Genomic DNA, 24,898 nt, shown 5'->3' on the forward strand with positions numbered 1-24,898 from the left:
GATGCCGATCAACGAAACGCAGATCCCACCCACTGTCGAAGCTTTTCCGTACAAGAAAGGAACGATCGTCATCCAGCGTGATCCACGCGCCCCGTTGGTTGCCGACGGAAGCCGAAGCATCCGTGCAGCAGTCGGCCTGCTGACCGAACGACCGGAGGTTCGCCTACCGAAAGGCTCGCGCCGGCTGTGACACCAGAAGTTACGGCCAAGCTCACGTCCGCAGGTGATGGTGTTCTTAAGAACAAGCTGCTCAGATAATGGAGGATGCGTTCGACGAGGTCATCGGGATGGAGAACATCAACATCATCATATTTGGAGGGGAGTGAAAGTGCCTACGTCATCACTGCGCCGCAATCCTACGGCGGGCTTGACAGTGAAGGTCATTCCACGAAAGGGTTCGCCTGAAAGCGAGGCCGTCACGGCCGCGCTCGTTGCACGTTCGCTACGATTGCTTCGCGACATCGATCCTGTCTTCGACGTCGACTTGTACCAAACAGTAGGCGATGCACTCCCCGACGGCGCCGGAGTCGAGCAGGCCTTGGCGTCGAATCTCCGTCAGATCCTTGTACCTCCGACGGAAAAATCGATCGAAGCCGCATTGATCGAGCGCAGACGATCCCCCGATGCCACCGGCGGTATGTATCCCCTCTCATTGGGACGACATATGACCCTGTATTCACCCGCTGGAGACGTCAAAGTCGTTGTCAGTTTCGGGGGCACCTCAGGGTCCGGCGCATTCGCATGTGCCTTTGCCGACGAATCACTGATTTCGCTGGCATTGAAGCTCGTACAGGGACTAGCCGACATCTGGGACTCGCGTGTCACCGTGCTCTACCGCCGAACCGAATCATCGCCTCAGTTCAACGTACCGGGTGACGCGATCGTGGGCAGTTGCACCTACTTCGGTCCTGAGTTGCCGATCAAGGAAACGCAGCTCCCGCCCAGCGTGGAGGCGTTTCCCTACCAGGACGGCACAATCGTCATCCAGAAGAATCTGTCCACGCCGTTAACCGTCGAGGACATCCGAAGCATCCGCGCAGCAGCAGGACTGCCGACCGAACGACCGGAGATTCCTCTACCCAAAGGTTTCAGACGGCTGTGAGCCCTACGTTGGGCGCACTCGGGGCTGCCTGCAGGTAGGGATGGCGCGGACCGACCAGCCTGCCCGCAATTACCGCGCCGCGATCCCGATCCGGCTACGCACCAGCTGATCGACGCTCCGGGTGGAGTGCCACCGCGCGGCATACCCGCCATCGACGGCACAGTTCAACCTGCCGAGCATGATCAACCCTCTGTTCCGTCCGTGAATGAAACCTGCACGCCCGGATCCCGCGATTCCGGAACCCTCGCAACCCACTTTCCCGGCGTTCCCGATCGTGGCGAGTGGGAATCATTCTCGCCCGGTGGGATTGGCGATCCGGGGTCGAACCCGAGACCCGAGAACTCCACCCCGGAGGCTCCCTCGCCAGGTCGTGCCGAGGAACCGAGTGTGCCGACTCTGCCTGATGTCGGTCAGGTGCCGGTGAATCCGGATGCTCCCGGCGCTCCGCAGCAACCCGGACCACAACTGTTCAATGACAATGATTTGCCGAGAACGACTATGACGATCGCAGAGTGGCTGGAAAGGAAAGGTCGATGAATTCGGATCGTGGCGCGACAGTGATCGGGTATTGGGGCCCTCGGACGCAACCGGTAGAAGACATTGCAGCGGAGGTGTTCTCGTTTCTTCATAGTCTGAGGAACATTGATCCAGCACTTGGACAAGCTTGGGTGTTTTCGCCCGAGACTGCCTCCGAGTCGACCGATCTAAGCGTGGAAGGCCTAGCGAAAATCTTCCGGGCAGCGAAGGATGTCGAAGGGCAATCCGTTGCTGCCTTCGACCTTGGCTACATCGTGAGTTTGTTGCACCCGGACAGATATCAGTTCTTGAGAATCCAATTCTCTCTCGGCCGGAATGTTCCGAGGGTTCCGAATCTCGTCAACGTCACCCTCCCCCCGGAGAAACAAGCAATCGGGGAGGCGTCGCAGTTGCTGACTGCACGCGTCGGGGACGCGATCATGAAAGCGATCATCGAGCATTGGTCGCCGGAGTCTGCGCGGTGGGGGACGCGGGAGTACCGCAATGCGCAGGGAAATGAGGTCAGCGAAATCGAAGTCGGTTGGGAGACATACATCCAGTCCGGGATCGATCTCGATCACAGCAAACTGCCCGTCGTCGCCGTACTGGAGGAACTCCCCAACGGAACGCTGATTCGGTTGGGCGAGAAACCGTTAGACGTCAACTTCGACGACATCCTGGCCGTGCGGGAAGCACTGGGTTACCCGGTCTAAGACGCCGCGTGACCGCCGACCCTTGCTCATGTCGCGACACGTAGTCGGACGGAGACTATTACGCAGTGGTTGGAAAGGACGGGGCGATGAGCATAGTCGGGCGGCGGCCGACGGTAGCCGGATATTGGGGCACGCGGGTGCAGTCGAGTCAGGAGGTGGCGCAGACGATGCGGGCTTTCCTCGATGATCTGGAAGCGGTCGACCCGGGGTTGGCGTTGCCGTGGGTCTCGACTGCCGAGTTCGACAAGGTGCCAGCAGATCTCAGTGTGGACGGGTTGGTGCGAATCTTCGAGTATTCCCGCTCGAAGGAGATGGGGTATTCGGACACCCCGGGACCGGGTTACGACATCGACTTGTCGCCCGAGGACGGGACCGCGCGCCGGGTCGGTGCCTGGGTCGGCGGGCTGGAAACCAGTGCTCCCAACAGTGTCCGGGTGTCGTTGCCGACGGAGAAGCAGCTCACCGACAGTACCCGGCGGTTGCTCGACCCGGATATCGGAGACGCGATCGTGAGAGTGATCGTCAAGCATTGGGATCCGGATCGGGCTCGGTGGAGCATCGGCGACTACCGGCACCTTCAGAATCGGTCGAAAGGTGAGGTGGAGGTGGGATGGGAAACATACTTCCATTCAGGAGTTACGTTCGATCGCAGCAAACTCCCCCAATCTGCGGTGGTGGAGGAACTGCCCATTGGCACGTTGGTTCGGTTGGGGGACAAGCCAATGGAGGTCGCTGCCGCCGACATCGTGGCGGTGCGGGCGGCGTTGGGTTACCCGGTGTAGGCCCCGCAACGGGTCTGGAATTCACCATTGCATCAGACGGCGAGAAATGTGTTAACCGGATGGCCTGCTTCGCCTTTCGATAGTATTGCCAGATGGCATCCCGAATCGACTTGCTCGCGTGGCTCCTCGATTCGGATCCAGCGATTCGGTGGCAGGTGGAGCGCGACCTGGTGAACGAAGCGCCCACTGTGTGGGCGGCGACGCGCGCGTCGATCGCCACCGAAGGATTTGGTGCACGCCTGCTTTCATTGCAGGACCGAGACGGCCAATGGGCGGGTGGGGCGTTCTTCCCGGCTGAATTCGACTTTGCGGGACCCGAAGCAGCAGAACAAAGTTCGCAACCCTGGACGGCAACAACCTGGACGCTCAACTCATTGCGGGAGTGGGGCCTCGACGCCAGTGTTCTGCGGGAGCGTCGTACCGCAGAACTGCTCGCGGAGAACTGTCGCTGGGAGTACGAGGGCCGGCCGTACTGGGACGGTGAGGTCGATTGCTGCATCAACGCCTGGACGGTGGCAAACGGTGTGTGGCTCGACATGCGCGTTGATGAACTGGCTGATTGGTTTGTGCGGCATCAACTTCCGGATGGTGGGTGGAACTGTGAGTGGATCGAAGGTTCGACCCGATCGTCGTTCCATTCGACGCTCAATTCACTCAAAGGGCTTCTCGCGTACGAGATCGCGACCGGGGGAACAGATGAGACGCGCGCGGCTCGGCGATCCGGTGAGGAATTCTTACTGTGGCGCGGTCTGTTCCGGCGACTCTCGACCGGCGAACCGCTGGGGCCCTGGGTCGGACGGTTCGCGTATCCATTCCGGTGGCGTTACAACGTGCTCAATGCGGCCGACTACTTCCGTGAAGCGTCGTTGTCGTATGGAAATGAGCCTGATCCGCGAATGGCGGACGCGATCGAGATGATCCGGGCCGCTCGAGCCTCGGATGGGACGTGGCTCCAGGCCGGTCGCCAACCGGGGCGGGTGTGGTTCGAGGTCGACACAAAGGCGGGGGAGCCGTCGAAGTGGCTGACTTTGTCCGGCATCCGAGTGCTCGCCTGGTGGGATCAATCCTCCCCTCTAGGTTCTGCATAACAAAATAGTTACAGCGAAAATTATTTCACCTTTAAAGGTTATCGAAAGGTGATCTTCGACTTTCCGGTCGAAATATCCAGTACGGATGAATAACATATTAACGACAGGATTGCCCTCAGTGCGGTGAAGGTTAATCATCTGAACAGGTGAGAAGATGTTCGGTGAAATTACCTACCCGATTGGATAGGCGGGTCACCGACGTTGGTAATCAAATAAGGCGCTCGCAGCTGTCTTGGTTAGGGAGCTAAGTCCCGAGCTGGAAACGGCATTTCTGCCCCGAAAGTGGCGCTCACCTGCGGCTACGTTCCCCATTTTGCAAGATTTAAACCACTTTCGGCGAGAATTAGTCCCGCAATTGTAGGTTGTGGAGCGTCCGCAATGTTTAGGCAAAGTCCCATCTTTTCCCAGAACAATGCTCTACTAAACGTGAAAACCGGATGTTCCCCCGATTTTGCTGAGAAGGTGCAACTATGGGACGTAGCGTAACTGTCGCAGCGAACCGGAACATCGCGAATTGCTGCTCTAACCAATGACTTTGTTCAGGTCCGAATAATGCTCGGAGGTCGTCGATGTCGATGGAAATGGTGTTAGTCGAAGCAGTGATAGACAGTGGGGACACGGCGTGGGTGCTGATCTCCGCGGGTCTGGTTCTCTTCATGGTTCCCGGACTCGCCTTCTTCTACGCCGGTCTGGTGCGTGGTAGCAGTGCGCTCGTCATGTTGCAGCAGAACCTCGTCCCACTCGGACTCGTCTCGATTACCTGGGTCGTGTTCGGATACAGCTTCGCGTTCAGTGGAGACTGGGGTTCCGGCTTCCTCGGTGACCTCAAATTGTTCGGCTTGCAGGACATACACACTGCCGCCGCCCCGGGCTTCCACCTGATCGAAGGTGCAGTCGCGGTACCGACTCTGGCGTTCGTGGTCTATCAGATGATGTTCGCGATCATCACGCCTGCGCTGATCACCGGTGCGACCGCAAACCGGCTCAAGCCCTTGGGCTGGGCCGTTCTGCTCGTGCTGTGGTCGATCATCGTCTACCCCCCGATTGCGCACTGGCTCTTCAATCCCGAAGGCTGGTTGGCGCTCCGCGGAGCTCAGGACTGGGCCGGCGGAATTGTCGTCCACGCATCCGCCGGCGCCGCCGCCCTGGCAATCTTGCTGGTGGTAGGTAAACGTCCGGGATGGCCCAACGCCGAGGCAGTCCCGCACTCGGTGCCTCTGGCGTTGATCGGCGCAGGCATCCTGTGGTTCGGCTGGTTCGGATTCAACGCGGGCGACGGATTGGCTGCCGATGGTGTTGCGGCACAGGCCTTGATGAACACTCACATCGCCGCAGCGGGCGGTATGGTCGTCTGGCTCGTCATCGAAAGGTACACCGAGGGCAAGGCCACGGCGATCGGCGGAATCACCGGCGCGGTAGCCGGTCTCGCGACCGTCACCCCTTGCGCCGGCTTCGTCAGCACCTTCTCCGCGTTGGCGATCGGCGCGCTTGCCGGACTGGTCTGCCACTTCGCGCTCGCGCTCAAGTCGATCTTCAAGTTCGACGACGCGCTCGACGTCATCGCGGTCCACTTCATCGGCGGCATCCTCGGTTCACTCCTTCTCGGTTTGTTCGGCGAAAAAGCCATCAATTCGATCGGCCGCGACGGACTCTTCTTCGGCGGCGGGGCAGGACTACTCGGCGAGCAGGCGCTGGCGTTGATCGTCGTCATCGCTTTCTCGTTCGTGGTGACCTGGCTGATCGCCACGGGCATCGAGAAGACCATCGGTCTCAAGCTGGCCCCAAAAGACCAGGTGGACATCGACCGTCGTCAGCAAGGCATGGACGCATACCGCTACAACGCCGCATTCGTCGACGCAGGTGGTGCGCCGCAGACCAGCGGGTTCGACTCGGGGGTCCTGGTCGAGGGGGCAAAACTTGTTCCGAACCTCGGCGCCCCGAAGCACGAACTCATCACCGCGGTATTGCAGACCATCGAGTCCGAGAAGCTACGGGAGGCGCTGCTGGCCGCCGGAGCGGAGTCGATAGTCGTATCGGAAGCGCATGTCTCCGCGAGTGACTCGGCCTCGCTCAAGTTCCGCGGACAACGCAACGACGTCGTGTTCACCGAGCGGTTGCGTGTCGAGGTGCTGGTCGCCTCGGAACATGCACAGGCGGTTCTGGACGCGATCAACGAGTACTCGGGCGGCAGGAGGAGCGGTTTCGTCCAGCAAGCGGCCGAACCTCTCACCGAAGCGACGGAACAGGGGAGCTGACATGTATTCGACGACAGGGAGTTACCGCATGATCGACAAGGAGCGTTCAGAATGCATCTGACACCGCGAGAACTCGACAAGCTGACAATCCTCATGTTGGCGGATGTCGCACTGAGGCGAAAGGCAAAGGGGCTCAAACTCAATCACCCGGAGTCCGTCGCAGTTATCACTGCAGCCGCCCTGGAGGGAGCTCGGGAGGGCAAGACTCTCGAGGAGGTCATGGCCGACGCATCGCACGCCTTGACGGTCGACGACGTGATGGACGGTGTCGCGGAGATGATTCCACGTGTGCAGGTCGAGGCGGTGTTCCTCGACGGTAGCCGGCTCGTCACCGTGCACTCTCCGATCCAGTAGCCCGACCGAGATGTCAGGAGCACTCCAAGATGGCAAGCAAATCGACGAAGAAGGATTCCGGCGGCGAGAAGAAAGTGCCGGTCGGCGGATACGTGTTGCGGGACGAGCCGATCGAACTCAACGAGGGCCGTCCACGTTTGAAGTTGCGAGTCCGAAACACCGGTGACCGTCCCATCCAGGTGGGTTCGCACTACCACTTCATGGAAGTCAATCGCGCGTTGTCCTTCGATCGTGAACAGTCCTTCGGCTGGCGCCTCGACATTCCCGCGGGCACGGCGGTCAGGTTCGAGCCGGGCGACGAGAAGGAAGTGACGTTGGTGCCGTTCGGCGGCAAGCAACGAGTGCAAGGCTTCAACGGACTTGTCGACGGTTGGGCGCCGACCCACGCCGCCTACCGGCCTCGGCTTCCCGGAGCCGTCCAGCGTGCCGAAGAACTCGGCTTTCTGTCCGAACCTCAAACCGACTGATTCTCGTTCACGGCGGACGAAGGAGAGCAACACCCATGACAAGCATTTCGAGACAAGAGTATTCGGGTCTGTTCGGGGTCACCACGGGTGACCAGATCAGACTGGGCAATACCGACCTGTACATCGAGGTCGAGGAAGATCTTCGAACGATCGGCGACGAGTCGATCTACGGCGGCGGCAAGACGCTGCGCGACGGCATGGGCCAGGATCCGGAGTCATGCAGCATCGACGGTGCCCTCGACCTCGTGATCACCAACGTGGTCATCGTCGATGCAACCATCGGCGTCGTCAAGGCAGACGTGGGAATCAAGGACGGCAAGATCGTTGGCTGGGGCAAGGCGGGAAACTCCAGCACGATGGAAGGCGTCACCCCGGGGCTGACCACCGGTCCGGCGACCGACGCGATTTCCGGTGAGCAGATGATCCTCACTGCCGCCGGCATCGATCCACACGTTCACCTCGTGTCACCACAGCAGGCGTACCACGCACTCAGTGGGGGAGTGACGACGCTGATCGGTGGTGGTATCGGCCCGACCGACGGAACCAACGGCACCACCATCACTTCCGGTATCTGGAACATGGAGATGATGCTCAAGGCCAACGAGGGTTTGCCGGTCAACGTCTGCATGTTGGGCAAGGGGAACTCGTCCGGGCATCAGTCGCTGGTCGAACAGATCAAGGCCGGTGCGGCCGGTCTGAAGGTCCACGAGGACTGGGGCGCGACACCGGCCACAATTCGTGAGTCTCTGCGGGTGGCAGACGAAATGGACGTTCAGGTCGCCATTCACACGGATACCCTCAACGAGGCCGGATACGTCGAGGACACCATCGCGGCCTTCGAAGGCCGTACGATTCACACCTATCACAGCGAGGGTGCGGGCGGCGGTCACGCACCCGACATCCTGCGAGTGACGGGCGAGGACAACGTACTTCCGGCGTCGACCAATCCGACGTTGCCGTACGGCATCAACACTCAGGCCGAGCTCTTCGACATGATCATGGTCTGTCACAACCTCAATCCCAAAGTGCCCTCGGATGTTTCGTTTGCCGAGTCCCGCGTTCGCGCCGAGACGATCGGTGCCGAGAACGTACTGCAGGACATGGGCGTCATCTCGATGTTCTCGAGTGACTCACAGGCGATGGGCCGGGTTGGAGAAAACTGGCTACGCGCGATCCAAACAGCGGACTGCATGAAGCGGTCCCGCGGAAAGCTGCCCGAGGATTCACCGACGCACGACAACTTCCGCGTGTTGCGCTACGTCGCGAAGGTCACGATCAATCCCGCGTTGACGTTTGGTCTTTCGCATGTGGTCGGGTCGATCGGTGTCGGGAAGATGGCGGATCTTGTTCTCTGGGAGCCCGCATTTTTCGGTGCGAAGCCGAAGACGATCATCAAGAACGGTCTGATCAGTTGGCATGCCATGGGAGATCCGAATGCTTCACTCCCGACACCACAACCGGTGATCTACCGGCCGATGTTCGGTGGATTCGGCAAGGCGTTGCCGCAGAGTTCGGTCTCGTTCGTCTCGCGAGCGGCACTCGACGACGGCATCAAGGACCGGCTCGGTCTCGAACGTCAGGTTGTTGCTGTCGAGGGGACCAGAACAGTCACCAAGCGTGATCTGGTTCGCAACTCGGCCACTCCGGAAATCAAGGTGGACCCGGAGACCTTCGCGGTGACTGCGGACGGCGTCCACGCATACGTCGAACCTGCCGAATCCATTCGCTTGAACCAACTTTACTTCTTCAGTTAGGGGTCTCCAGTGTCGGGAACAATCACACACACGCACGGCGCCGATGCGACGCCACACACGCACGGCGAGATGACCGCGCCGAGCGGAAAGCCGACGCGAGTCGACGCGCTGCTCGGGAAGGAGACCGACGAGGAGTGGGCCGGTCGACTCGACAATGCGGTAGTCGACGTCTTGTCGCTCGATCAGTGGGAAGCGCAGAAGAGTCGGTTACGACGCACCACGATCGGTGGCCGTGAATTGGCCGTCTCGCTCGATCGGGGTATTCAGTTGCAGGACGGCGACATTCTGCTGTGGGACGAGCAGGCGAACACCGTCGTCGTGGCGAGGATCAACCTCAAGGACGTGTTGGAGATCGACCTGAGCGCACTGGTCGAGGTGACGCCCGAGAAGATGATTCAGACGTGCTTGGAGTTGGGACATGCCGTGGGTAACCAGCACTGGCCTGCGGTGGTGAAGGGAATGAAGGTCTACGTTCCGTTGACGGTCGACAAGGCGGTCATGGGCTCGGTGATGCGGACACATGCTTTCGAGGGCATCGAGTACACCTTCATCCCGGGCGCCGAGGTAATTCCCTACATCGCTCCACACGAGGCACGCCGTTTGTTCGGTGCGGCCGCGCGTGAGGGCGAGGGGCATACCCATGACCCTCTCGTCTGAGGGATCCGGGCTCAGCATCAACCGCGCGATGCGGATGATGCAGTTTTCCGATTCCATGTTCCCGGTCGGTTCCTTCTCGTTCTCCAACGGTTTGGAATCGGCCGTGGCGCAGGGAATTGTCACGGGTGGTCCGTCGCTGCGGGAGTTTGTGCTCTCGGCCGCCCATCAGGGCGCGACGTGCGACGGTATCGCCGTACTCGCGGCGCACCGGGGTGCGGCAGCCGGTGATTTCTCGGCGATCCTCGCCGCTGATCATGCAGTGATCGAACGCAAACTCAACGAAGAAGCACGCACGATGAGTACCCGCATGGGTAAGAAGTTGGCCGAACTCGGCGGGCGCTTGGCCGGTGAGACCCTGTTCAACAAGTGGTTGGCCGCGATCGCATCGGGGGAGACGCCGGGTACCTACCCCGTCGGCCTCGGAATTGCTTTCGCGGAGATGGGTTCTCCGGAAGAGGACGCTTTCACGGTCAATCAGTACGGTGTCGCGATGACGTTGCTCGGCGCTGCCCTTCGTATCGTCCGAGTCGATCACCTCACGACGCAAGAGATTCTGTTCGAGGTCAATCAGAGCGCCGGCCGTGAGTACGCCGCAGTGCGTGACTACGGACTCGACGACATGTCCAATTTCGCCCCGATGATCGACATTCTGGCTGCGGTTCACGTCAAGGCGCACGTCCGAATGTTCATGAACTAGAAGGAGAACGATGAAGAAGACAACGCGCATCGGAATCGGCGGACCCGTGGGTTCGGGTAAGACCGCACTCATCGAGGCGATCACGCCGGAGTTCATCAAGCGGGGCACCAGCGTTCTGATCATCACCAATGACGTGGTCACCACCGAAGATGCCAAGCATGTGCGCAAGGCTCTCAAAGGTGTTCTCGTGGAGGAACGTATCGTCGGCGTGGAGACGGGAGCCTGCCCACACACCGCCGTCCGCGAAGACCCGAGTATGAATCTCGCGGCGGTCGAGGACATGGAGAAGACGTTCCCGGACACCGACGTGGTGTTCATCGAAAGTGGTGGCGACAACCTCACACTGACGTTCAGTCCAGCTCTGGTCGACTTCTTCATCTACGTCATCGACGTAGCCGCAGGCGACAAGATTCCGCGCAAGAACGGTCCGGGAATCTCGCAGTCCGACATCCTGGTCATCAACAAGACCGATCTCGCACCGTACGTCAACGCCGATCTCGGAGTCATGGATCGCGACTCCAAGGGGATGCGCGGCGACAAGCCGTTCGTCTTCACCAATTGCATGACCGGGGAAGGCATCAAGGAAGTGGTGGACCTCATCGTGCACGGAGTCCTCTTCGACGAAGAGGAAGTGGGAGCGAGCGCACCGTGAGCGCAACGTCCGTCCCGGGAGCATCGCGGTCGCTCCCGGGGCCGATCCCGACCATCCCGGAACTCGACCAGTACCAGGACCAGCCGAAGCAGGCCCCGGCCGGCAAGGTCGGGAAGACCGGCGTTCTCGAGATGCGATTTGTCGACCGTGGCGACAAGACGATTCTGCGGGACATGTACCGCAAAACACCGCTGCTCGTTCAGCAGGCGCTGTACTGGGACGAAGCGTTGCCGACCATGCCGTGCGTCTACATGATCTCGACGTCCGGCAGTGTGTTGCAAGGCGATCGACTGTTCCTGACCATCGAAATGGAGCCAGGTTCCCTTGCACACGTGACCACCCAGTCGGCTACCAAAGTCCACCGGATGGATGCCAATCACGCGTCACAACTCCAGAAAGTGGTGCTGGCCGAGAATTCGTATCTCGAACTGATGCCGGGAGTGACGATCCCACACCGCAGCGCGAGGTACTACGCGCGCACCGACATCACGGTGGATCCGACTGCAACGCTGTTGTTCTCGGAGATCGTGATGCCGGGTCGCAAGTACCACGACGGCGGAGAGATGTTCGTCTACGACCTGTACTCCACCTTGATCAAGGCGAAGCGCCCGGACGGGAAGAATCTCTTCACCGAGAAGTTGGTGATCGAACCGGCACGCTTCCCCGTGCGATACGGCGGAATCATGGGCGACCACGACGTCTTCGGCAATGTCATCCTACTGACACCGAAGGAGCACGCAGACGCCATTCTCGAGGAGATAGTTCCGGGCCGTGACGGCAAGGTCGTCTCCGGGGCGAGCCGGCTACCGAACGACGCCGGTCTCATCTTCAAAGTCCTCGGTCCGGAGAGCGAACCCGTCAAGGCGAAGGTCCGTGATTTCTGGTCTCTGGTACGAAAGGCAGTTCTGGACACCACCATTCCGCCCGTCCCGCTGTGGGGATGACGCGGATCGTCGGAGAAGGATCGAGGGACGTGCGATGACCACCATCACCAAACCCTGGGACGACGTCGCGGACAAGAACGTCGTGCTCAGATTCATCGACACCAATCTCAAAGGCTCCGGGCAGGTGATGTTCCAGGGCAATGCGCTGACGGGCCTGCTGTTTCTGGTCGGTATCTTCTGGGGAGCGATAGCCGCGGACACGATCACCGTCGCAATTGGTGCCGTGGTGGGTCTGGTGGTATCCACCGTCACCGGCATGATGCTGCACTCCGACGACGATTCGATGCGTATCGGCCTGTACGGATACAACGGAGTTCTTGTGGGAGCTGCCTTTCCGACGTTCCTTGCCGGCGGTGTGATGCTGTGGATCTACCTCGTGGTGGGAGCTGCCGCGTCGACGATCGCGTTCCTGGCCGTTGCCAATGTCTTCAAGACGTGGGGCGTACCGGCGCTGACCTTTCCGTTCAACCTCGTCAACTGGTTCTTCCTCCTCGCGGCGTTCCAGTTCCTGCGGATCGAAACGTCGGACCTCAGCGCCGGCCAGTTTCCCCAGCACATCGGGGACGCGTCGGTTCATGCCGACATCACTTTCAACTTCCTGTGGGACACGCTGTTTCGCAACGTCTCCCAGATCTTTCTGATCAACAACACTGTCACCGGCATTATCTTCGTGATCGCGCTGCTGGTCGCGTCGCGTTGGGCGGCGTTGTTCGCGCTCATCGGTTCCGCGATAGCGATGGGTTCGGTACTGGCGCTGGGCGCAAACACCGTCGACATCGGCAATGGTCTCTACGGGCTCAGTTCGGTGCTGACGGCAATTGCTCTCGGATCGGTGTTCTACAACCCGTCGTGGCGTGTGTTCGTCTACACCGTCTTCGGAGTACTGGTGACTGTTGTCATCCACGGCACGCTGGTGTCTGCCTTTGCTCCGATCAGCCTGCCGGCCGGAACGGGCCCGTTCGTCTTCGCGACGTGGCTGTTCCTGCTGCCGAAGAAGAAGTTCGTTCCCATCCAGCACGACACCATCGAGGGTGGAGCGGCCGAGGGCAAGGATTCGATCGCAAAGGCGAACGGATAGGGCTCGAACGGGCAGAAGTTCCTAGATCGTTCCGCTATGGCACCCTCGCGAACCGGTATCACTCGAGTATTGTCTGGCCTTCGGTAGTCGGGCATGGTCGAAGCATGACCGTGCAGGTAGTTGTGATGGGTGTGGCCGGTGCTGGAAAAAGCACCGTGGCAGTGGGTCTCGCCACGTCTCTCGGGGCAGACTTCGTCGACGGTGACGATCTGCACCCCGAGTCCAATGTCGCCAAAATGCGTTCGGGGACACCGTTGACCGACGAAGACCGTGTGCCGTGGCTCGACGCGATCGCGGCCTGGCTTTCCGAGCGTGCCGATGCGGGACGAACAGGCGTCGTTGCCTGTTCGGCTCTGCGAAAGGACTATCGGGGCCGGTTGCGCCCGGACGGTCTCGACGTGCAGTTCGTCCACCTGGCCGGTGATTTCGAGACTATCTCCGCACGTATGCGTTTCCGCGCCGGGCACTTCATGCCGGAGAGTCTGCTCATCTCCCAGTTCGAGGCTCTCGAACCGCTTACAGACGACGAGCGCGGCATCACGCTGAATGTCGTCTCCGAACCGAGCACACTGGTGGGCGAGGCAGTCGACTACATCCATACATCTCAGAGGAGCGTCACAGCGTGAGTAGCACCGCAAGCCCCGGCCCGTTCGACATATCCGGGAAGGTCGCGCTGGTGACGGGTTCGAGCCGAGGCATCGGCTCGGCCCTCGCGACTGGTCTCGCCGAGGCGGGTGCGGTGGTGGTGCTCAACAGCCGAAATTCCGACGTGCTCGAAGCCGAGGGTCGACGCATCGCCGACGCGACCGGCGCAACGGTGCACGCATACGCGTTCGACGTCACCGATTCGGCCGCCGTCCGGGATGCGGCGACACGCATCGAGGCGGAGGTCGGCCCGGTCGAGATCGTTGTCAACAACACCGGCGTGCAGCACCGCGCCCCGCTTCTCGAGTTCGGCGACGACGACTTCCGGCGTGTCATGGACACCAACCTGACCAGTGCGTTCTACGTCGGACGTGAATTCGCCCGCGGCATGGTCGAGCGCGGACACGGGAAGATCGTCAACATCTGCTCGGTGCAGAGCGAACTCGGCCGAGCGGGAATCGCACCGTACGCGGCCAGCAAGGGCGGGCTCAAGATGCTCACCCGCGGAATGTGCGCCGACTGGGCACCCTTCGGTTTGCAGATCAACGCGATCGCACCGGGATACTTCGACACCGAACTGACCTCTGCGCTGGTCAACGATCCGGAGTTCACCGCGTGGCTTGCCAAGCGGACACCCGCCGGACGTTGGGGCCGTACCGAGGAGCTGATCGGGTCGCTACTGTTCTTGGCCTCCCCGGCTTCGGATTTCGTCAACGGTCAGATCCTCTACGTCGACGGCGGAATGACGGCCGTCGTCTGATTGTCCGCTGTTAGATCGTCCGCTACTCGAACAGAAAGCACCCACATGACAGACGCCAGCGCCCCTCGCATCCACCTCGGTCCCGTCGAGGATCCTCACGTCGCCGACGGAATACGCCGAGCCGGTGGAGTTCTCGTTCCACTGGCAGACGCCGAGGGCGTCGTGTGGGTACACGGGCCGGAGACGTTCCCGTCGTCGCTACCCGATTCGGTTCGCTGGGTGCAGTTGCCGTTCGCCGGCATCGAGCCCTGGTTCGACGCCGGGGTGATCGACGACAAGCGGGTCTGGACGTCTGCTGCCGGAGCGTACGCGGGCAATGTTGCCGAACATACGATGATGCTTCTCCTCGCCGGAGTTCGTTCTCTCCCTGAACAATTGGCGGCGCAGTCGTGGCGCAAGGAAGAGTTCGACCCGCGGGTGGGCACTTTGCAGGGCTCGACAGTGGCGATCATCGGTTGCGGCGGAATCGGCCGTGCGTTGATCCCGTACCTCGCCGCGTCCAAAGTCAAGGTCATCGCGATCACCCGCTCCGGGACTCCTGTCGAGGGTGCTTCCGAAACGCTCTCGGCCGACCGCACCGGCGAAATCTGGTCCAAGGCAGATCACTTCGTGATCGCAGCACCGTCGACATCCGCGACGCGGCATCTGGTCGGCAAGGCCGAACTGGACCAGATGTCGGAGTCGAGCTGGATCGTGAACATCGCGCGTGGCACCCTCGTCGACACGGACGCATTGGTCGACGCACTGGAAGCCGGTTCGATCGGCGGGGCGGCACTGGACGTCACCGATCCCGAGCCGTTGCCGGACGGGCATCGGTTGTGGAAGCTGCCCAACGCGATCATCACTCCACACGTCGCCAACCCGGCTACGACGCTCACCCGCGTCCTGGCAGATCACGTTGCAGCCAACGTCGCCCGATTCGCCGCAGGTGAGGACCTCGCCGCCGTGATCGATCCGTCGGCGGGCTACTGACCGCTCGCGTTGGTTCCCTTCACGTAATCGGCAACGACGGTGCGCAGAACATCGCGCACCGCCTCGGCCGGTTTGGAGAGGGGCTGATTGGCCGGGGTGCCAAGGGAGACATGCACTTCGATGCCCGGCTCGATGCGTCGTAGCTCGAGCGCTTCGACGTCCATGACCCTGCGGGCCACCGACCACGGCAGAACCGTCGCGCCCAATCCGGTGCGTACGGCCTCGGACAGCGTCATCACCGATTCCACTTCGGCCACGACGTTCGGTTGCTGCTCTGCACGGTCGAAAGCCTGCTCCACCACCTTGCGGATGGTGTGCATCCGACCCGGAAGCAATAGTGGCAGTTCGGCGATCTCGGGCAGGGAGATGTCGGATCCCGATTCGCCTGCCAGTCCGGTACCGAACGGCGCAACCACCACCAGCTCCTCGGTGAGCAAGCGTTCGAACGTCACACCCTTGATCGGGCCGGCGTCGTACAACAACGCCAGATCCATGCGACCGGTCATCATCGCTTCGCTGAGCACGCCACCGAAGTTCTCGTTGATGTGCAACAAGATATTCGGGTGCTGCTCGCGCACACGGGCCAAGAGCGGCAAGGCGATTGCCGTCGCGGTGCTGTACGGGGCGAGGCCGACCGAGACGCCACCCGCCAGCGCCCGTCCGACCACGGACACCTCGGCCTGGGCACTCTCCACCTGACGCAGAATCACCTGAGCATGCCGATAGAGTGCGTGCCCCGCATCGGTCGGCTCGACACCCTGTTTGCTGCGGATCAGAAGTTGCTGACCGAACTGCGTTTCCAGCGACGTCATCTGTTGGCTCAGGGCGGGTTGTGCGATGTGCAGGATGTCGGCGGCTCGGGTGATGCTGCCGGCATCGACAATTCGTACGAACGAGTAGAGCCTTCTCGTGTCCATGCTGTGCAAACTACCAGCTCAACGGACATATCGAATTCCGATCACCCCAACGCGAAACGGTATTAACAACCCTTTGGCGTTCCTGAGTAGCGTCCCAGAAACACCGAAGTCGACACACAGAACTTCGACAGTCGGACCAACCACGGGCAACGGCGCCCGTACGAACAAGTAAACGAACCGGAAGGACCGAAATGGCAACCAGCATCGATCTTGTCGCCGATCTCGGCGAAGGTTTCGGCACGTGGACCATGGGCGCCGACGATGCTCTGCTCGACACGCTGACTTCGGCCAACATCGCTTGCGGATTCCATGCAGGCGATCCACGAACCATGGATGCGACCGTGCGGGGGTGCGTATCGCGCGGTATCGGCATCGGCGCGCATCCGAGTTTTCCGGACCTCGCCGGATTCGGACGTCGCGCGATGGATCTCAGTGAGAACGAGGTCCGAACCGACGTGCTGTTCCAACTCGGCGCCCTTCACGCCTTTGCGGTCGCGAGCGGAACGTCGTTGTCGCACATCGCTCCCCACGGCAAGCTCGGGAATCTTGTTGCCGTACGCCAGGATTACGCGCGCGCCGTCGTCGATGCGGTCGCGGCCTTCGATCCGTCGTTGATCGTGCTCGCCCAGGACGGGGCGTTGGCCGACGAGGCGACTGCCCGCGGATTGAGCGTCGGCATCGTCGGAATCGCGGATCGCGCATACAACTCCGACGGAACTCTCGTGCCCCGCAGCGAGCCGGGAGCGGTGATTCACGACGTCGACGTTCTGGTCGAGCGGACCGTTCGGATGGTGGTCGAGGAAGTCGTCGAAGCTGTGGACGGCACGTTGATCCCGGTTGTCGCCGATACGGTCCTCGTGCACGGTGACAACCCCGGTGCCGTCGCGAACGCGAAGGCGATTCGCGCCGCGCTCGAGGCCGCCGGTGTCACCATTGCGCCGCTGACCCGGGTCGTGGCGTCACGGCGGGCCCGTGATGTCGGGTGTTCCGCGTGAAGACCTACGTCGCCGACTGCGGTGACGCCGCCGTTCGCGTCAGTGTCAGCGGCGGGACCGCCGAGCAGAACTGGAACACCGTTCGATCGATCGCTGCACGTTTCGATCTCGGTGCCGACGGCATCGTCAGCGTCATCCCGACATACGACGCCCTGCTGGTCGAGTTCGACAACCTCCTCACCGACCACGACGCCGTCCGCGGCCTGGTTCGCGAAGCAACGACTATCCCCCGACCGCTGGAAGGTGAACCTAGGACGTTCGAGATCCCCGTCGTCTACGGGGGCGAACACGGCCCGGACCTGGGTGATACAGCGCGGTTTCTCGGCGTCACCGAAGCCGAAGTGGTGCGCCTTCACTCCGCAGCCCCGTTGGTCATGCGTTGCTACGGCTCACCCGGCGGCGCCCCGATGCTCGACGGCCCGGCGTTCGGCCTTCCCATCCCGCGCCGATCGAGCCCGCGACCGCACGTCGCGGCCGGTTCCGTTGCGGTGGCCGGACGTCAGGCAGTCGTTTCGGCCAGGCCTGCGCCCGGCGGTTGGGCAGTGATCGGCCGGACCCCGCTCATCTTGGTCGATCCGGCGTCGGAGCAGATTTCTGCCTACCGCCCGGGCGATCTGTTCGTCTTCCGTGCGATCGACGCCGATCGCTGGGACGACTTCGACGGACGCTCGCTCCTGCCCTTAGGGGGTGATCCCCATGGCTGAGACCGTCACCGTCCTGACTCCCGGAATCAGCTCCGTCCAGGATTTGGGGCGTGGATCGGCGTCACAGTTCGGTCAGGCGACGGGCGGCGCAGCCGACCAGATCAGCGCGGAGATCGCCAACGCGTTGGTGGGTAGTAGGCGCGAGGCCCCGCTACTGGAGTTGACGGCCCTCGACTTTTCAGCGTCGGCGTCCACGGATCTGCTGATCGCCGTCACGGGTGCACCCGCAACGGTGACGGTGGACGGACATCGGCAACCGCAGTGGGAACCGATCGTCTGGCGAGCCGGTCAGCGGCTTGCCGTCACCGGAATCCACGACGGATTGCGCGTCTACGTCGCCGTCCACGGAGAGCTGACGGCCGACTACCTCCTGGGCAGCTGCGCTCCCGACCAGGTCCTCGGATTCGGCCGTCACTTGACCGCGGGGGAGACGCTGGTCGTCGACACCGACTGCCCGCCGATCGACCACCCGGTCTTCCGGCTACCGCTGTTCCGGTTGTTGCCCGACCGACCGTCCTTCGGCAACGTGTGGACGCTCGACGTGACCGACGGCCCCGACATCGACGACTTCGGGGAGAGTGCAGCCGCGCTGTTCGGCACCGAATTCGTGGTGGGCGATCAGAGCAATCACATCGGGCTTCGGCTGGCATCTACCGATGAGCAGCCGGTCCCACAGCGCACCGGCACCGGCGAGGTCCTCTCGCGCGGCGTCCCCATCGGCGCCGTCGAAGTACCCGCTGGCAACGAACTTCTGGTCCTGCATCGAGGTAGAGGCGTCACCGCCGGTTATCCGGTGCTGGCAGTCGTCACCACCGTTTCACTCTCACAGCTGGGACAGGCCCGACCCGGGCACCGCGTCCGATTCCGGAACTGCAGCGTCGCAACGGCGGTTGCAGAGCACCGCGAACAGCAGCACCGCATCGCCTTGCTGAGGCGGCGTGTGGAGAACGTATTCACCACCCTCCGGATACCTCTTCACACCTCGGAAGCCCGAGTACCGAGCCACGTCGGCACCACACGCCCCGCGAGCGCTCCGCGCCGCGCGTCTATTTTGGAGACAGCATGACCAACACCATCGAAGCGGTAGACGGCCAGGTAGCCGACCCGCGCAAGGTCCGGAAAGTCGTCGCAGCGGGCTGCGTCGGCATCTTCGTCGAGCTCTACGACAACGGTGTCTTCGCGTTCATGGCGACGGCACTGGCCATCGTGTTCTTCGACGTATCGAAGTCGAGCGACGCGCTGATGCTGGTGTTCGCCGGCTACGCGGTCTCGTTCTTCGTTCGACCCCTCGGCGCGGTGGTCTGCGGCATCCTCGGCGACCGGATCGGTCGACAGAAGATGTTGGTGTTCGTCATCATGCTGATCAGCGTGGCGACCGCCGGTATCGGCTTGCTGCCCACCTACGCGGCCATCGGTATCGCGGCACCGGCACTGCTGATCTTTCTGCGGATCGTGCAGGGATTCTCCGTCGGTGGTGAAGCTGCCGGCGCCATGACGTTCCTCGCCGAACACGCCCCGGAAGGCAAGCGCGGCTTGATCACGAGCTACGCGCAGATCGCGTCGTTCCTCGCACTGCTGACCGGAACGATGATCGCGTTTGCCATGTCGCCGTGGCTCAACGCCGACGCGATCAACGGCGGCGGACTCGCATCGTGGGCGTGGCGCATCCCGTTCCTCATGGCCATTCCGATGGGAATCATCGGCTGGTACATCCGCCGCGCGATCTCCGATACCCCGAACTTCGAGCGGCTCAAGGAATCCGGCGGTTTGTCGCGCAATCCGCTCAAGGAAGCATTCTCCACTCCCGAACACCGTCGCGCCATGATCCTCGCCCTGTTCATCCCCTTGATGAATGGTTCCGGCTACTACGTTCTGTTCTCGTACATGCCCACGTTCCTCAAAGGCGATCAGATCGGATTCTCGACCGGGACAGCGCTTCTCGTCACCGCATCCAGCCTGGTCGCGATCTGCTTCGCGATTCCGTTCATGGGTGCTCTCTCCGACCGGATCGGTCGCAAGAAGGTCATCGCCGGTGCAGCTGCGGCAATGGCGATCGGAGCGATCCCCTGCCATGCCATGATCGTGACCGGCAACGTCGGCCTCGCCGTTCTCGGTGCCTGCCTCATGGCAGTGATCTTCGCCGGGCACACAGCCGTCATCCACATCCTGATCGTCGAACTGTTCCCCACGCGGGTTCGCTACTCCGCCTACGGTTTGGGTTACAACATCTCGTCCGCACTCTTCGGTGGTACCGCACCGTTGTTGATGACCTGGTTGATCCCCGAATTCGGTATCTACGTTCCCGCCTTCTACGCGGTCATCACTGCAATCGGCACGCTGATCGCGGTCAGCACCATCACCGATCGCGCCCACGTTCCGCTACGCGACACTCTGTGACTTCTCGCGTGAGTCACTCCTGATCCGGCCCGGTGGCCGCCTGCAGTCCGCGGCGGCCGCCGGGTCATACCAATTTCTTCCTGTAGGAGCACACAATGCCTTTCTCCGATTACCGCACAGCTCTCGTCACCGGCGCCAACACCGGAATGGGTGCCGCCGTCACCGAGATGTTCACCAAGCGCGGACTGACGGTCTACGGCGTCGCCCGCAATGCCGACAAGCTCGGTGAGGTTGCCGATCGCACCGGAATGATCCCTCTGCCCGTGGACATCACCGACACCGCCGCGCTCGCCGAAGCTGTCGGCGGACTGGAGATCGACATCCTCGTCAACAACGCGGGGGTGTCCGCAACCGGAAACATTCTCGACGCCGAAGAAGCATCGGTCGACGCGATGGTGGACGTGAATCTTCGTGCAGTGCTGCACCTGTGCCGCATTCTGCTGCCGGGAATGGTGGAGCGCGATCTAGGTCATGTCGTCAACATCAGCTCCATCGCCGGCCTGTACAACTTCTACGGCCACACTGCCTACCACGCGACCAAGGCTGCGGTGCACCAGATTTCGCGCCAGCTGCGAAACGACTGCATCGGCAAGCGGATTCGAGTGACCGAGATCTGCCCTGGCCGGGTCGAGACCGAGATCTTCGGTCGCAACCTCGGCGGCACGCCCGAAGCCATGAAGGAAGCGTGGGAGACCTTCTACGAAGGCTACGAATCCATCACTACCAAGGACATCGCGGATACCATCGAGTTCGCGATCGACGCCCCTGGCCACGTCAATCTTGGTCTCATCGAGGTGCTCCCCACCTTCCAGGTGCCCGGTGGCCTCGACTTCATCCGTCGCAACGACTGAGAGAGCGCATCATGAGTTTTGTACTACCGGAAACGACGCTCGGAGTGGTGGCCCATGCGGCAGGTGACCTGCGGGTCGAGCATGTTGCGTTGACTGCGCCGACCGCCGAGCAGGCAGTGATCGAGATCGCTTACGGCGGTGTGTGTGGATCAGATCTGCACTACTGGACGCACGGCGCGGCGGGGGAGTCGATTCTGAAGGCACCGATGCTGCTCGGTCACGAGGTGGTCGGCACGGTCGTGACGGCCGCGGCGGACGGAACGGGGCCGGCAGTTGGAACTTCCGTGGCCGTACACCCCGCAACGCCCGGTGGGACCGCGCCTCGGTTCCCGAGCGATCGGCCCAACCTCTCGCCCTGCTGCACATACCTGGGAAGTGCAGCGCAGTACCCACACACCGAGGGCGCCTTCGTGAAATACGCAGTGCTCCCGACACGCATGCTCCGGGAACTGCCCGAGGGGTTGGACCTGCGGACTGCGTCGGTAGCCGAACCGGCAAGCGTTGCCTGGCACGCTGTTTCGCGAGCGGGAGACGTACGCGGGAAGAAGGCGCTGGTCGTCGGCTGCGGACCCATCGGCGCACTGGTCGTGGCTGTGCTCAGACGAGCAGGCGCGCAGTCGATCACCGCGGTCGACGTGCACGACGTTCCGCTGCAGATCGCGTCGACGCTCGGTGCGGATCGGGTTCTCGAGGCCACCGACGCCCAGGCAGTCGCCGCATCCGATGCCGACGTGGTCGTCGAGTGCACCGGCAATCATCGCGGGCTCGAATCCGCTATTCGCGGGGCGACGCGCGGTGGACGGGTGGTCATGCTCGGGCTTCTTCCGTCCGGACCTCAACCGGTACACATTTCGCTGGCGATCACGCGAGAGTTGGAGTTGGTGGGCTCATTCCGCTTCAACGACGAAATCGACGAGGTGCTGCTCGCCCTCGCCGACGGTTCGCTTGCTGTCGATGCTGTTCTCACACACGAATATCCGGTCGAGGAAGCTCTGGAAGCCTTCGCAGTCGCCAAGGATGCTTCGGTGTCGGGGAAGGTGCTGTTGCGGTTCTGAGTCCTTCGACCCTGTGCGCCTTTATTAACCGCGGGCGGTTAATAAAGGCGCACAGCAGGTTATTCGACCACCAGGCCCTTGGCTTCCAGCAGGGCAGTCAGATTGCTCACCTCGAGTGGGGTCTCGCCTCGCTTGTAACGCTCGATGTACCCGGCTTCGGCTTCGTCACGGGCACGCGAGAGTTCGATTGCCTCGGCAACCTCCTCGCGGCGGACCACGACAACGCCGTCGCAGTCACCCTTGACGACGTCACCGGGATAAATGACCTGTTCTCCGAAGACCAGGGGATGGTTGATCGGGCCGAGAGATTCCTTGACGGTTCCCTCGATGTACACGTGCTTGGAGAAGACGGGGAATCCGAGTTCGCGGATCTCCCGGGTATCGCGCACTCCGCCGTCGGTGACCAGTGCGGTAATGCCGCGCGCAACACAGGCATTGGCCAGAACATCGCCGAACTGGCCGGCGGCTTGATCACCTGAAGAGACGATCAGGACGTCACCCGGCTGTGCGTAGCTGATCGCAACCTGCAGCATGAGGTTGTCGCGGGGATGGCACTTGACTGTGAAAGCGGAGCCGCAGAACTTCATGTCGCGGTCGATCGGCTTGATCGCCGGATGCAGCGAGCCCTTACGTCCCTGTGCCTCGTGAATCGTGGCCGCGGAGAACGTCCCCAGTTCGGCAATCAGGTCCTTGTCCGCGCGATCAATTTTCGTCTTGACGTGAATCATCTTGTACTCCAGAAAGTATGAAAGATCAGGAAAGGCGTTCGACTGCCGCGGCGATCTGTGCCGCGGCCTTTTCGAGGACAGCCTCGGAGGTGGCGAAGGAGATACGGAAGTACGGCGATGCGCCGTAAGCCGAACCCTGAATGGTGGCAACCGACGCCTCGTCGAGGAGATAGAGGACGAGATCCTGGTCGGACTCGATCACGGTGCCATCCGGGGTCTGCTTGCCGATCAAGCCGGCACAGTTGACGAACAGGTAGAACGCACCCTGCGGCACGACGGGCTCGAGCCCGGGGACAACACTGAGGAGGTGAGCCGAGAGGTCGCGTCGTCGTCGGTAACTTCGTACGGATTCGGTGAGGAAACTCTGGTCGCCGGTGAGGGCTTCCACGGCTGCGGCCTGGCTGATCGAGGACGGGCAGGAAGAACTCTGACCCTGCAGTTTGTTGACGGCGCCGATCAATCCGGAATTTCCGAGTCCGTATCCGAGTCGCCACCCGGTCATGGCATGAGACTTGGAGACTCCGTTGGTGACCAGTACCTGATCACGGAGGTGCGGAGCGACCTGCAGCAGACTCGGGATCGGAGCGTCACCGAAGTTGATCTCGTCGTAGATCTCGTCGACCAACACACTGACATGGGGATTGGCCTCGATCACTTCGGCGAGGGCCTGCAGCTGCTCGCGGGTGTACACAGATCCGGTGGGGTTGCCCGGGGCATTGAGGATGACCCACTTGGTGTTCGAAGTGATTGCAGCGGATAGTGCTTCGGCTGTGAGAAGAAAGTTGTCGGACTCCTCGCACTGAACGATCACCGGAGTTCCGTCGTGAGCGAGGACCATATCCGGGTACGAAACCCAGTAAGGGGCGGGAACGATAACCTCGACGCCGGCTTCGACCGTCGCCATGAGAGCGAGGAAGATCACCTGTTTCGCGCCGCCGCCGACGGTGATCTGGTTGTCCGCGTACTGGATTCCGGTTCGCGAAGCCGCGCGTGCTGCGATTGCCTCGCGTAGAGCCGGGATGCCGTTGACTGCGGTGTACTTGGTCTGACCCGTGTTGATCGCAGTGATCGCCGCAGACTTGATGTTGTCGGGTGTGTCGAAATCGGGCTCCCCGACGGTCAGGTCGAGTATTTCACGGCCCTGGGCCTTCAGCTCGCGCACTCGTTGTGCGGCAGCCACACTCGGCGACTCCCTGATTCTGTCGACGCGCGCAGCCGGAACGAAAGTCGCCATGATGGTCTGCTCCTGGGTCCGGGGTGAGCGTGGATTCCCGTCGTCGACGAGCCACAGTTCTCACTCGGTGATCCGTTCGACCATAGGGTCCTACCAGGGCATCTGACCAAGACCGAACCGTTGTGGCCCGATAAGCAAACGTGATGGAGCGGCGACGGAATCAGACCGACAGAACGCGCAGATCCTCGAGACCGTCCACGACGGGAACTCGCCACGACGCAAGCTCTTCCGGTCCCTGCTCGTCCCACAGCTCGAACAGTTCCGAATCGGTCGATGCGATGGTGCGCTCCACCATTTCGATCAGCCAGGTGAGCCGTTCACTGGTCAGAGCCGAGGTGAAGGAGTCGAGATCGAGGTCCTGGGCGGCGGGGTCGCGTTTGCGATCGGCGCGCACGATCAGCACCAATTCGAGCAAGGCGATGGCGATTTGGCCGCCGTCCACCTCGAGGTAGTCGTCCTCGAATGCCCACTCCACCGATTCGAAGGTGAAGTCACCGTGCCCGATGGACGCGATCAAATCCCCTGCACCGTCGTTCTCGAACGGTCCCGATCCCCACGCGCCCACTGTCTACTCTTTTCCG

27 protein-coding genes are annotated in these 24,898 nt (G+C 62.0%); 23 read left to right on the forward strand and 4 right to left on the reverse strand.

The window, feature by feature from the left end:
* Position 1 precedes the first annotated feature (1 nt).
* The 17 genes from RHP72_RS01565 (at position 2) to RHP72_RS01645 (ending at position 15,436) form a co-directional block, all read left to right on the forward strand.
* Positions 2 to 190: a hypothetical protein gene (locus RHP72_RS01565; RefSeq protein ID WP_007731733.1), complete on the forward strand. Its 189-nt coding sequence runs from the start codon at positions 2 to 4 to the stop codon at positions 188 to 190.
* Positions 191 to 328: 138 nt separating this feature from the next.
* Positions 329 to 1,102: a hypothetical protein gene (locus tag RHP72_RS01570; protein WP_223304698.1), complete on the forward strand. Its 774-nt coding sequence runs from the start codon at positions 329 to 331 to the stop codon at positions 1,100 to 1,102.
* A gap of 533 nt (positions 1,103 to 1,635) precedes the next feature.
* On the forward strand, positions 1,636 to 2,331 hold the full coding sequence (locus RHP72_RS01575) for an Imm52 family immunity protein (protein WP_397517603.1): 696 nt from the start codon (positions 1,636 to 1,638) through the stop codon (positions 2,329 to 2,331).
* Positions 2,332 to 2,417: 86 nt separating this feature from the next.
* On the forward strand, positions 2,418 to 3,113 hold the full coding sequence (locus RHP72_RS01580; protein ID WP_311094227.1) for an Imm52 family immunity protein: 696 nt from the start codon (positions 2,418 to 2,420) through the stop codon (positions 3,111 to 3,113).
* Positions 3,114 to 3,205: 92 nt separating this feature from the next.
* Positions 3,206 to 4,201 (forward strand): squalene cyclase, encoded by a 996-nt coding sequence (locus RHP72_RS01585; protein ID WP_311094228.1) that lies wholly within the window; start codon positions 3,206 to 3,208, stop codon positions 4,199 to 4,201.
* A gap of 575 nt (positions 4,202 to 4,776) precedes the next feature.
* Positions 4,777 to 6,456: an ammonium transporter gene (gene amt / locus RHP72_RS01590; protein ID WP_283377546.1), complete on the forward strand. Its 1,680-nt coding sequence runs from the start codon at positions 4,777 to 4,779 to the stop codon at positions 6,454 to 6,456.
* Between the two features lie 51 nt (positions 6,457 to 6,507).
* Entirely contained in the window at positions 6,508 to 6,810 is a 303-nt protein-coding gene (locus RHP72_RS01595) for an urease subunit gamma (protein ID WP_007731718.1), read from the forward strand.
* A gap of 29 nt (positions 6,811 to 6,839) precedes the next feature.
* Entirely contained in the window at positions 6,840 to 7,277 is a 438-nt protein-coding gene (locus tag RHP72_RS01600) for an urease subunit beta (RefSeq protein ID WP_003943812.1), read from the forward strand.
* Between the two features lie 35 nt (positions 7,278 to 7,312).
* Positions 7,313 to 9,031, forward strand: a complete 1,719-nt coding sequence (locus RHP72_RS01605) for an urease subunit alpha (RefSeq protein WP_003943847.1) — start codon at positions 7,313 to 7,315, stop codon at positions 9,029 to 9,031.
* Between the two features lie 9 nt (positions 9,032 to 9,040).
* Positions 9,041 to 9,688 carry an urease accessory protein UreE gene (ureE, locus tag RHP72_RS01610; RefSeq protein ID WP_050655600.1) on the forward strand — a complete coding sequence of 216 codons (648 nt, stop codon included), beginning with the start codon at positions 9,041 to 9,043 and terminating at the stop codon, positions 9,686 to 9,688.
* Positions 9,672 to 10,385: an urease accessory protein UreF gene (locus RHP72_RS01615; protein ID WP_047271507.1), complete on the forward strand. Its 714-nt coding sequence runs from the start codon at positions 9,672 to 9,674 to the stop codon at positions 10,383 to 10,385. The genes ureE and RHP72_RS01615 overlap by 17 nt, the downstream gene beginning before the upstream one ends.
* Before the next feature lie 10 nt (positions 10,386 to 10,395).
* On the forward strand, positions 10,396 to 11,037 hold the full coding sequence (gene ureG, locus RHP72_RS01620) for an urease accessory protein UreG (protein WP_007731713.1): 642 nt from the start codon (positions 10,396 to 10,398) through the stop codon (positions 11,035 to 11,037).
* A complete protein-coding gene (locus RHP72_RS01625; RefSeq protein WP_058038192.1) occupies positions 11,034 to 11,981 on the forward strand; it encodes an urease accessory protein UreD in 948 nt (315 codons plus the stop codon). The genes ureG and RHP72_RS01625 overlap by 4 nt, the downstream gene beginning before the upstream one ends.
* A gap of 34 nt (positions 11,982 to 12,015) precedes the next feature.
* Positions 12,016 to 13,059: an urea transporter gene (gene yut / locus RHP72_RS01630; protein ID WP_064687971.1), complete on the forward strand. Its 1,044-nt coding sequence runs from the start codon at positions 12,016 to 12,018 to the stop codon at positions 13,057 to 13,059.
* Positions 13,060 to 13,163: 104 nt separating this feature from the next.
* Positions 13,164 to 13,685, forward strand: a complete 522-nt coding sequence (locus RHP72_RS01635) for a gluconokinase (RefSeq protein WP_030535782.1) — start codon at positions 13,164 to 13,166, stop codon at positions 13,683 to 13,685.
* Positions 13,682 to 14,464: an SDR family oxidoreductase gene (locus RHP72_RS01640; RefSeq protein WP_064687970.1), complete on the forward strand. Its 783-nt coding sequence runs from the start codon at positions 13,682 to 13,684 to the stop codon at positions 14,462 to 14,464. The genes RHP72_RS01635 and RHP72_RS01640 overlap by 4 nt, the downstream gene beginning before the upstream one ends.
* Positions 14,465 to 14,509: 45 nt before the next feature.
* Entirely contained in the window at positions 14,510 to 15,436 is a 927-nt protein-coding gene (locus RHP72_RS01645; protein WP_007731707.1) for a D-isomer specific 2-hydroxyacid dehydrogenase family protein, read from the forward strand.
* On the opposite strand, the gene nac is transcribed toward RHP72_RS01645, so the two are convergent.
* A complete protein-coding gene (nac, locus tag RHP72_RS01650) occupies positions 15,430 to 16,353 on the reverse strand; it encodes a nitrogen assimilation transcriptional regulator NAC (RefSeq protein WP_030535780.1) in 924 nt (307 codons plus the stop codon). The two genes, RHP72_RS01645 and nac, sit on opposite strands and share 7 nt — an antisense overlap.
* 191 nt (positions 16,354 to 16,544) lie before the next feature.
* On the opposite strand from nac, the gene RHP72_RS01655 reads away from it, so the two are divergent.
* From RHP72_RS01655 to RHP72_RS01680, 6 genes are all read left to right on the forward strand, one after another.
* A complete protein-coding gene (locus tag RHP72_RS01655; protein WP_007731705.1) occupies positions 16,545 to 17,348 on the forward strand; it encodes a LamB/YcsF family protein in 804 nt (267 codons plus the stop codon).
* On the forward strand, positions 17,345 to 18,052 hold the full coding sequence (locus RHP72_RS01660) for an allophanate hydrolase subunit 1 (protein WP_244993216.1): 708 nt from the start codon (positions 17,345 to 17,347) through the stop codon (positions 18,050 to 18,052). The genes RHP72_RS01655 and RHP72_RS01660 overlap by 4 nt, the downstream gene beginning before the upstream one ends.
* Entirely contained in the window at positions 18,045 to 19,118 is a 1,074-nt protein-coding gene (locus RHP72_RS01665; protein WP_311094229.1) for an allophanate hydrolase, read from the forward strand. The genes RHP72_RS01660 and RHP72_RS01665 overlap by 8 nt, the downstream gene beginning before the upstream one ends.
* Positions 19,115 to 20,449, forward strand: a complete 1,335-nt coding sequence (locus tag RHP72_RS01670; protein ID WP_311094230.1) for an MFS transporter — start codon at positions 19,115 to 19,117, stop codon at positions 20,447 to 20,449. Before RHP72_RS01665 ends, RHP72_RS01670 begins: the two co-directional genes overlap by 4 nt.
* A 95-nt stretch (positions 20,450 to 20,544) precedes the next feature.
* A complete protein-coding gene (locus RHP72_RS01675) occupies positions 20,545 to 21,300 on the forward strand; it encodes an SDR family oxidoreductase (protein ID WP_007731698.1) in 756 nt (251 codons plus the stop codon).
* Positions 21,301 to 21,311: 11 nt separating this feature from the next.
* Complete coding sequence (locus RHP72_RS01680; RefSeq protein WP_054188639.1) at positions 21,312 to 22,355, forward strand: L-idonate 5-dehydrogenase; 1,044 nt, start codon at positions 21,312 to 21,314, stop codon at positions 22,353 to 22,355.
* A 59-nt stretch (positions 22,356 to 22,414) separates the two neighbouring features.
* Here the strand turns inward: RHP72_RS01680 and RHP72_RS01685 are convergent, their stop codons facing one another.
* The 3 genes from RHP72_RS01685 to RHP72_RS01695 all read right to left on the reverse strand — a co-directional run bounded on the left by RHP72_RS01685 (position 22,415) and on the right by RHP72_RS01695 (position 24,882).
* Entirely contained in the window at positions 22,415 to 23,083 is a 669-nt protein-coding gene (locus RHP72_RS01685) for a 4-carboxy-4-hydroxy-2-oxoadipate aldolase/oxaloacetate decarboxylase (RefSeq protein ID WP_007731695.1), read from the reverse strand.
* 25 nt (positions 23,084 to 23,108) lie between these two features.
* Positions 23,109 to 24,317: an aspartate transaminase gene (locus tag RHP72_RS01690; RefSeq protein ID WP_007731694.1), complete on the reverse strand. Its 1,209-nt coding sequence runs from the start codon at positions 24,315 to 24,317 to the stop codon at positions 23,109 to 23,111.
* 160 nt (positions 24,318 to 24,477) lie between these two features.
* Entirely contained in the window at positions 24,478 to 24,882 is a 405-nt protein-coding gene (locus RHP72_RS01695; RefSeq protein ID WP_063315240.1) for a DUF4259 domain-containing protein, read from the reverse strand.
* Between the last annotated feature and the right edge of the window lie 16 nt (positions 24,883 to 24,898).

Origin of the sequence: Rhodococcus sp. SG20037 (genome assembly GCF_031763325.1) — a bacterium.
Taxonomy (GTDB): Bacteria; Actinomycetota; Actinomycetes; order Mycobacteriales; family Mycobacteriaceae; genus Rhodococcus_F; species Rhodococcus_F qingshengii.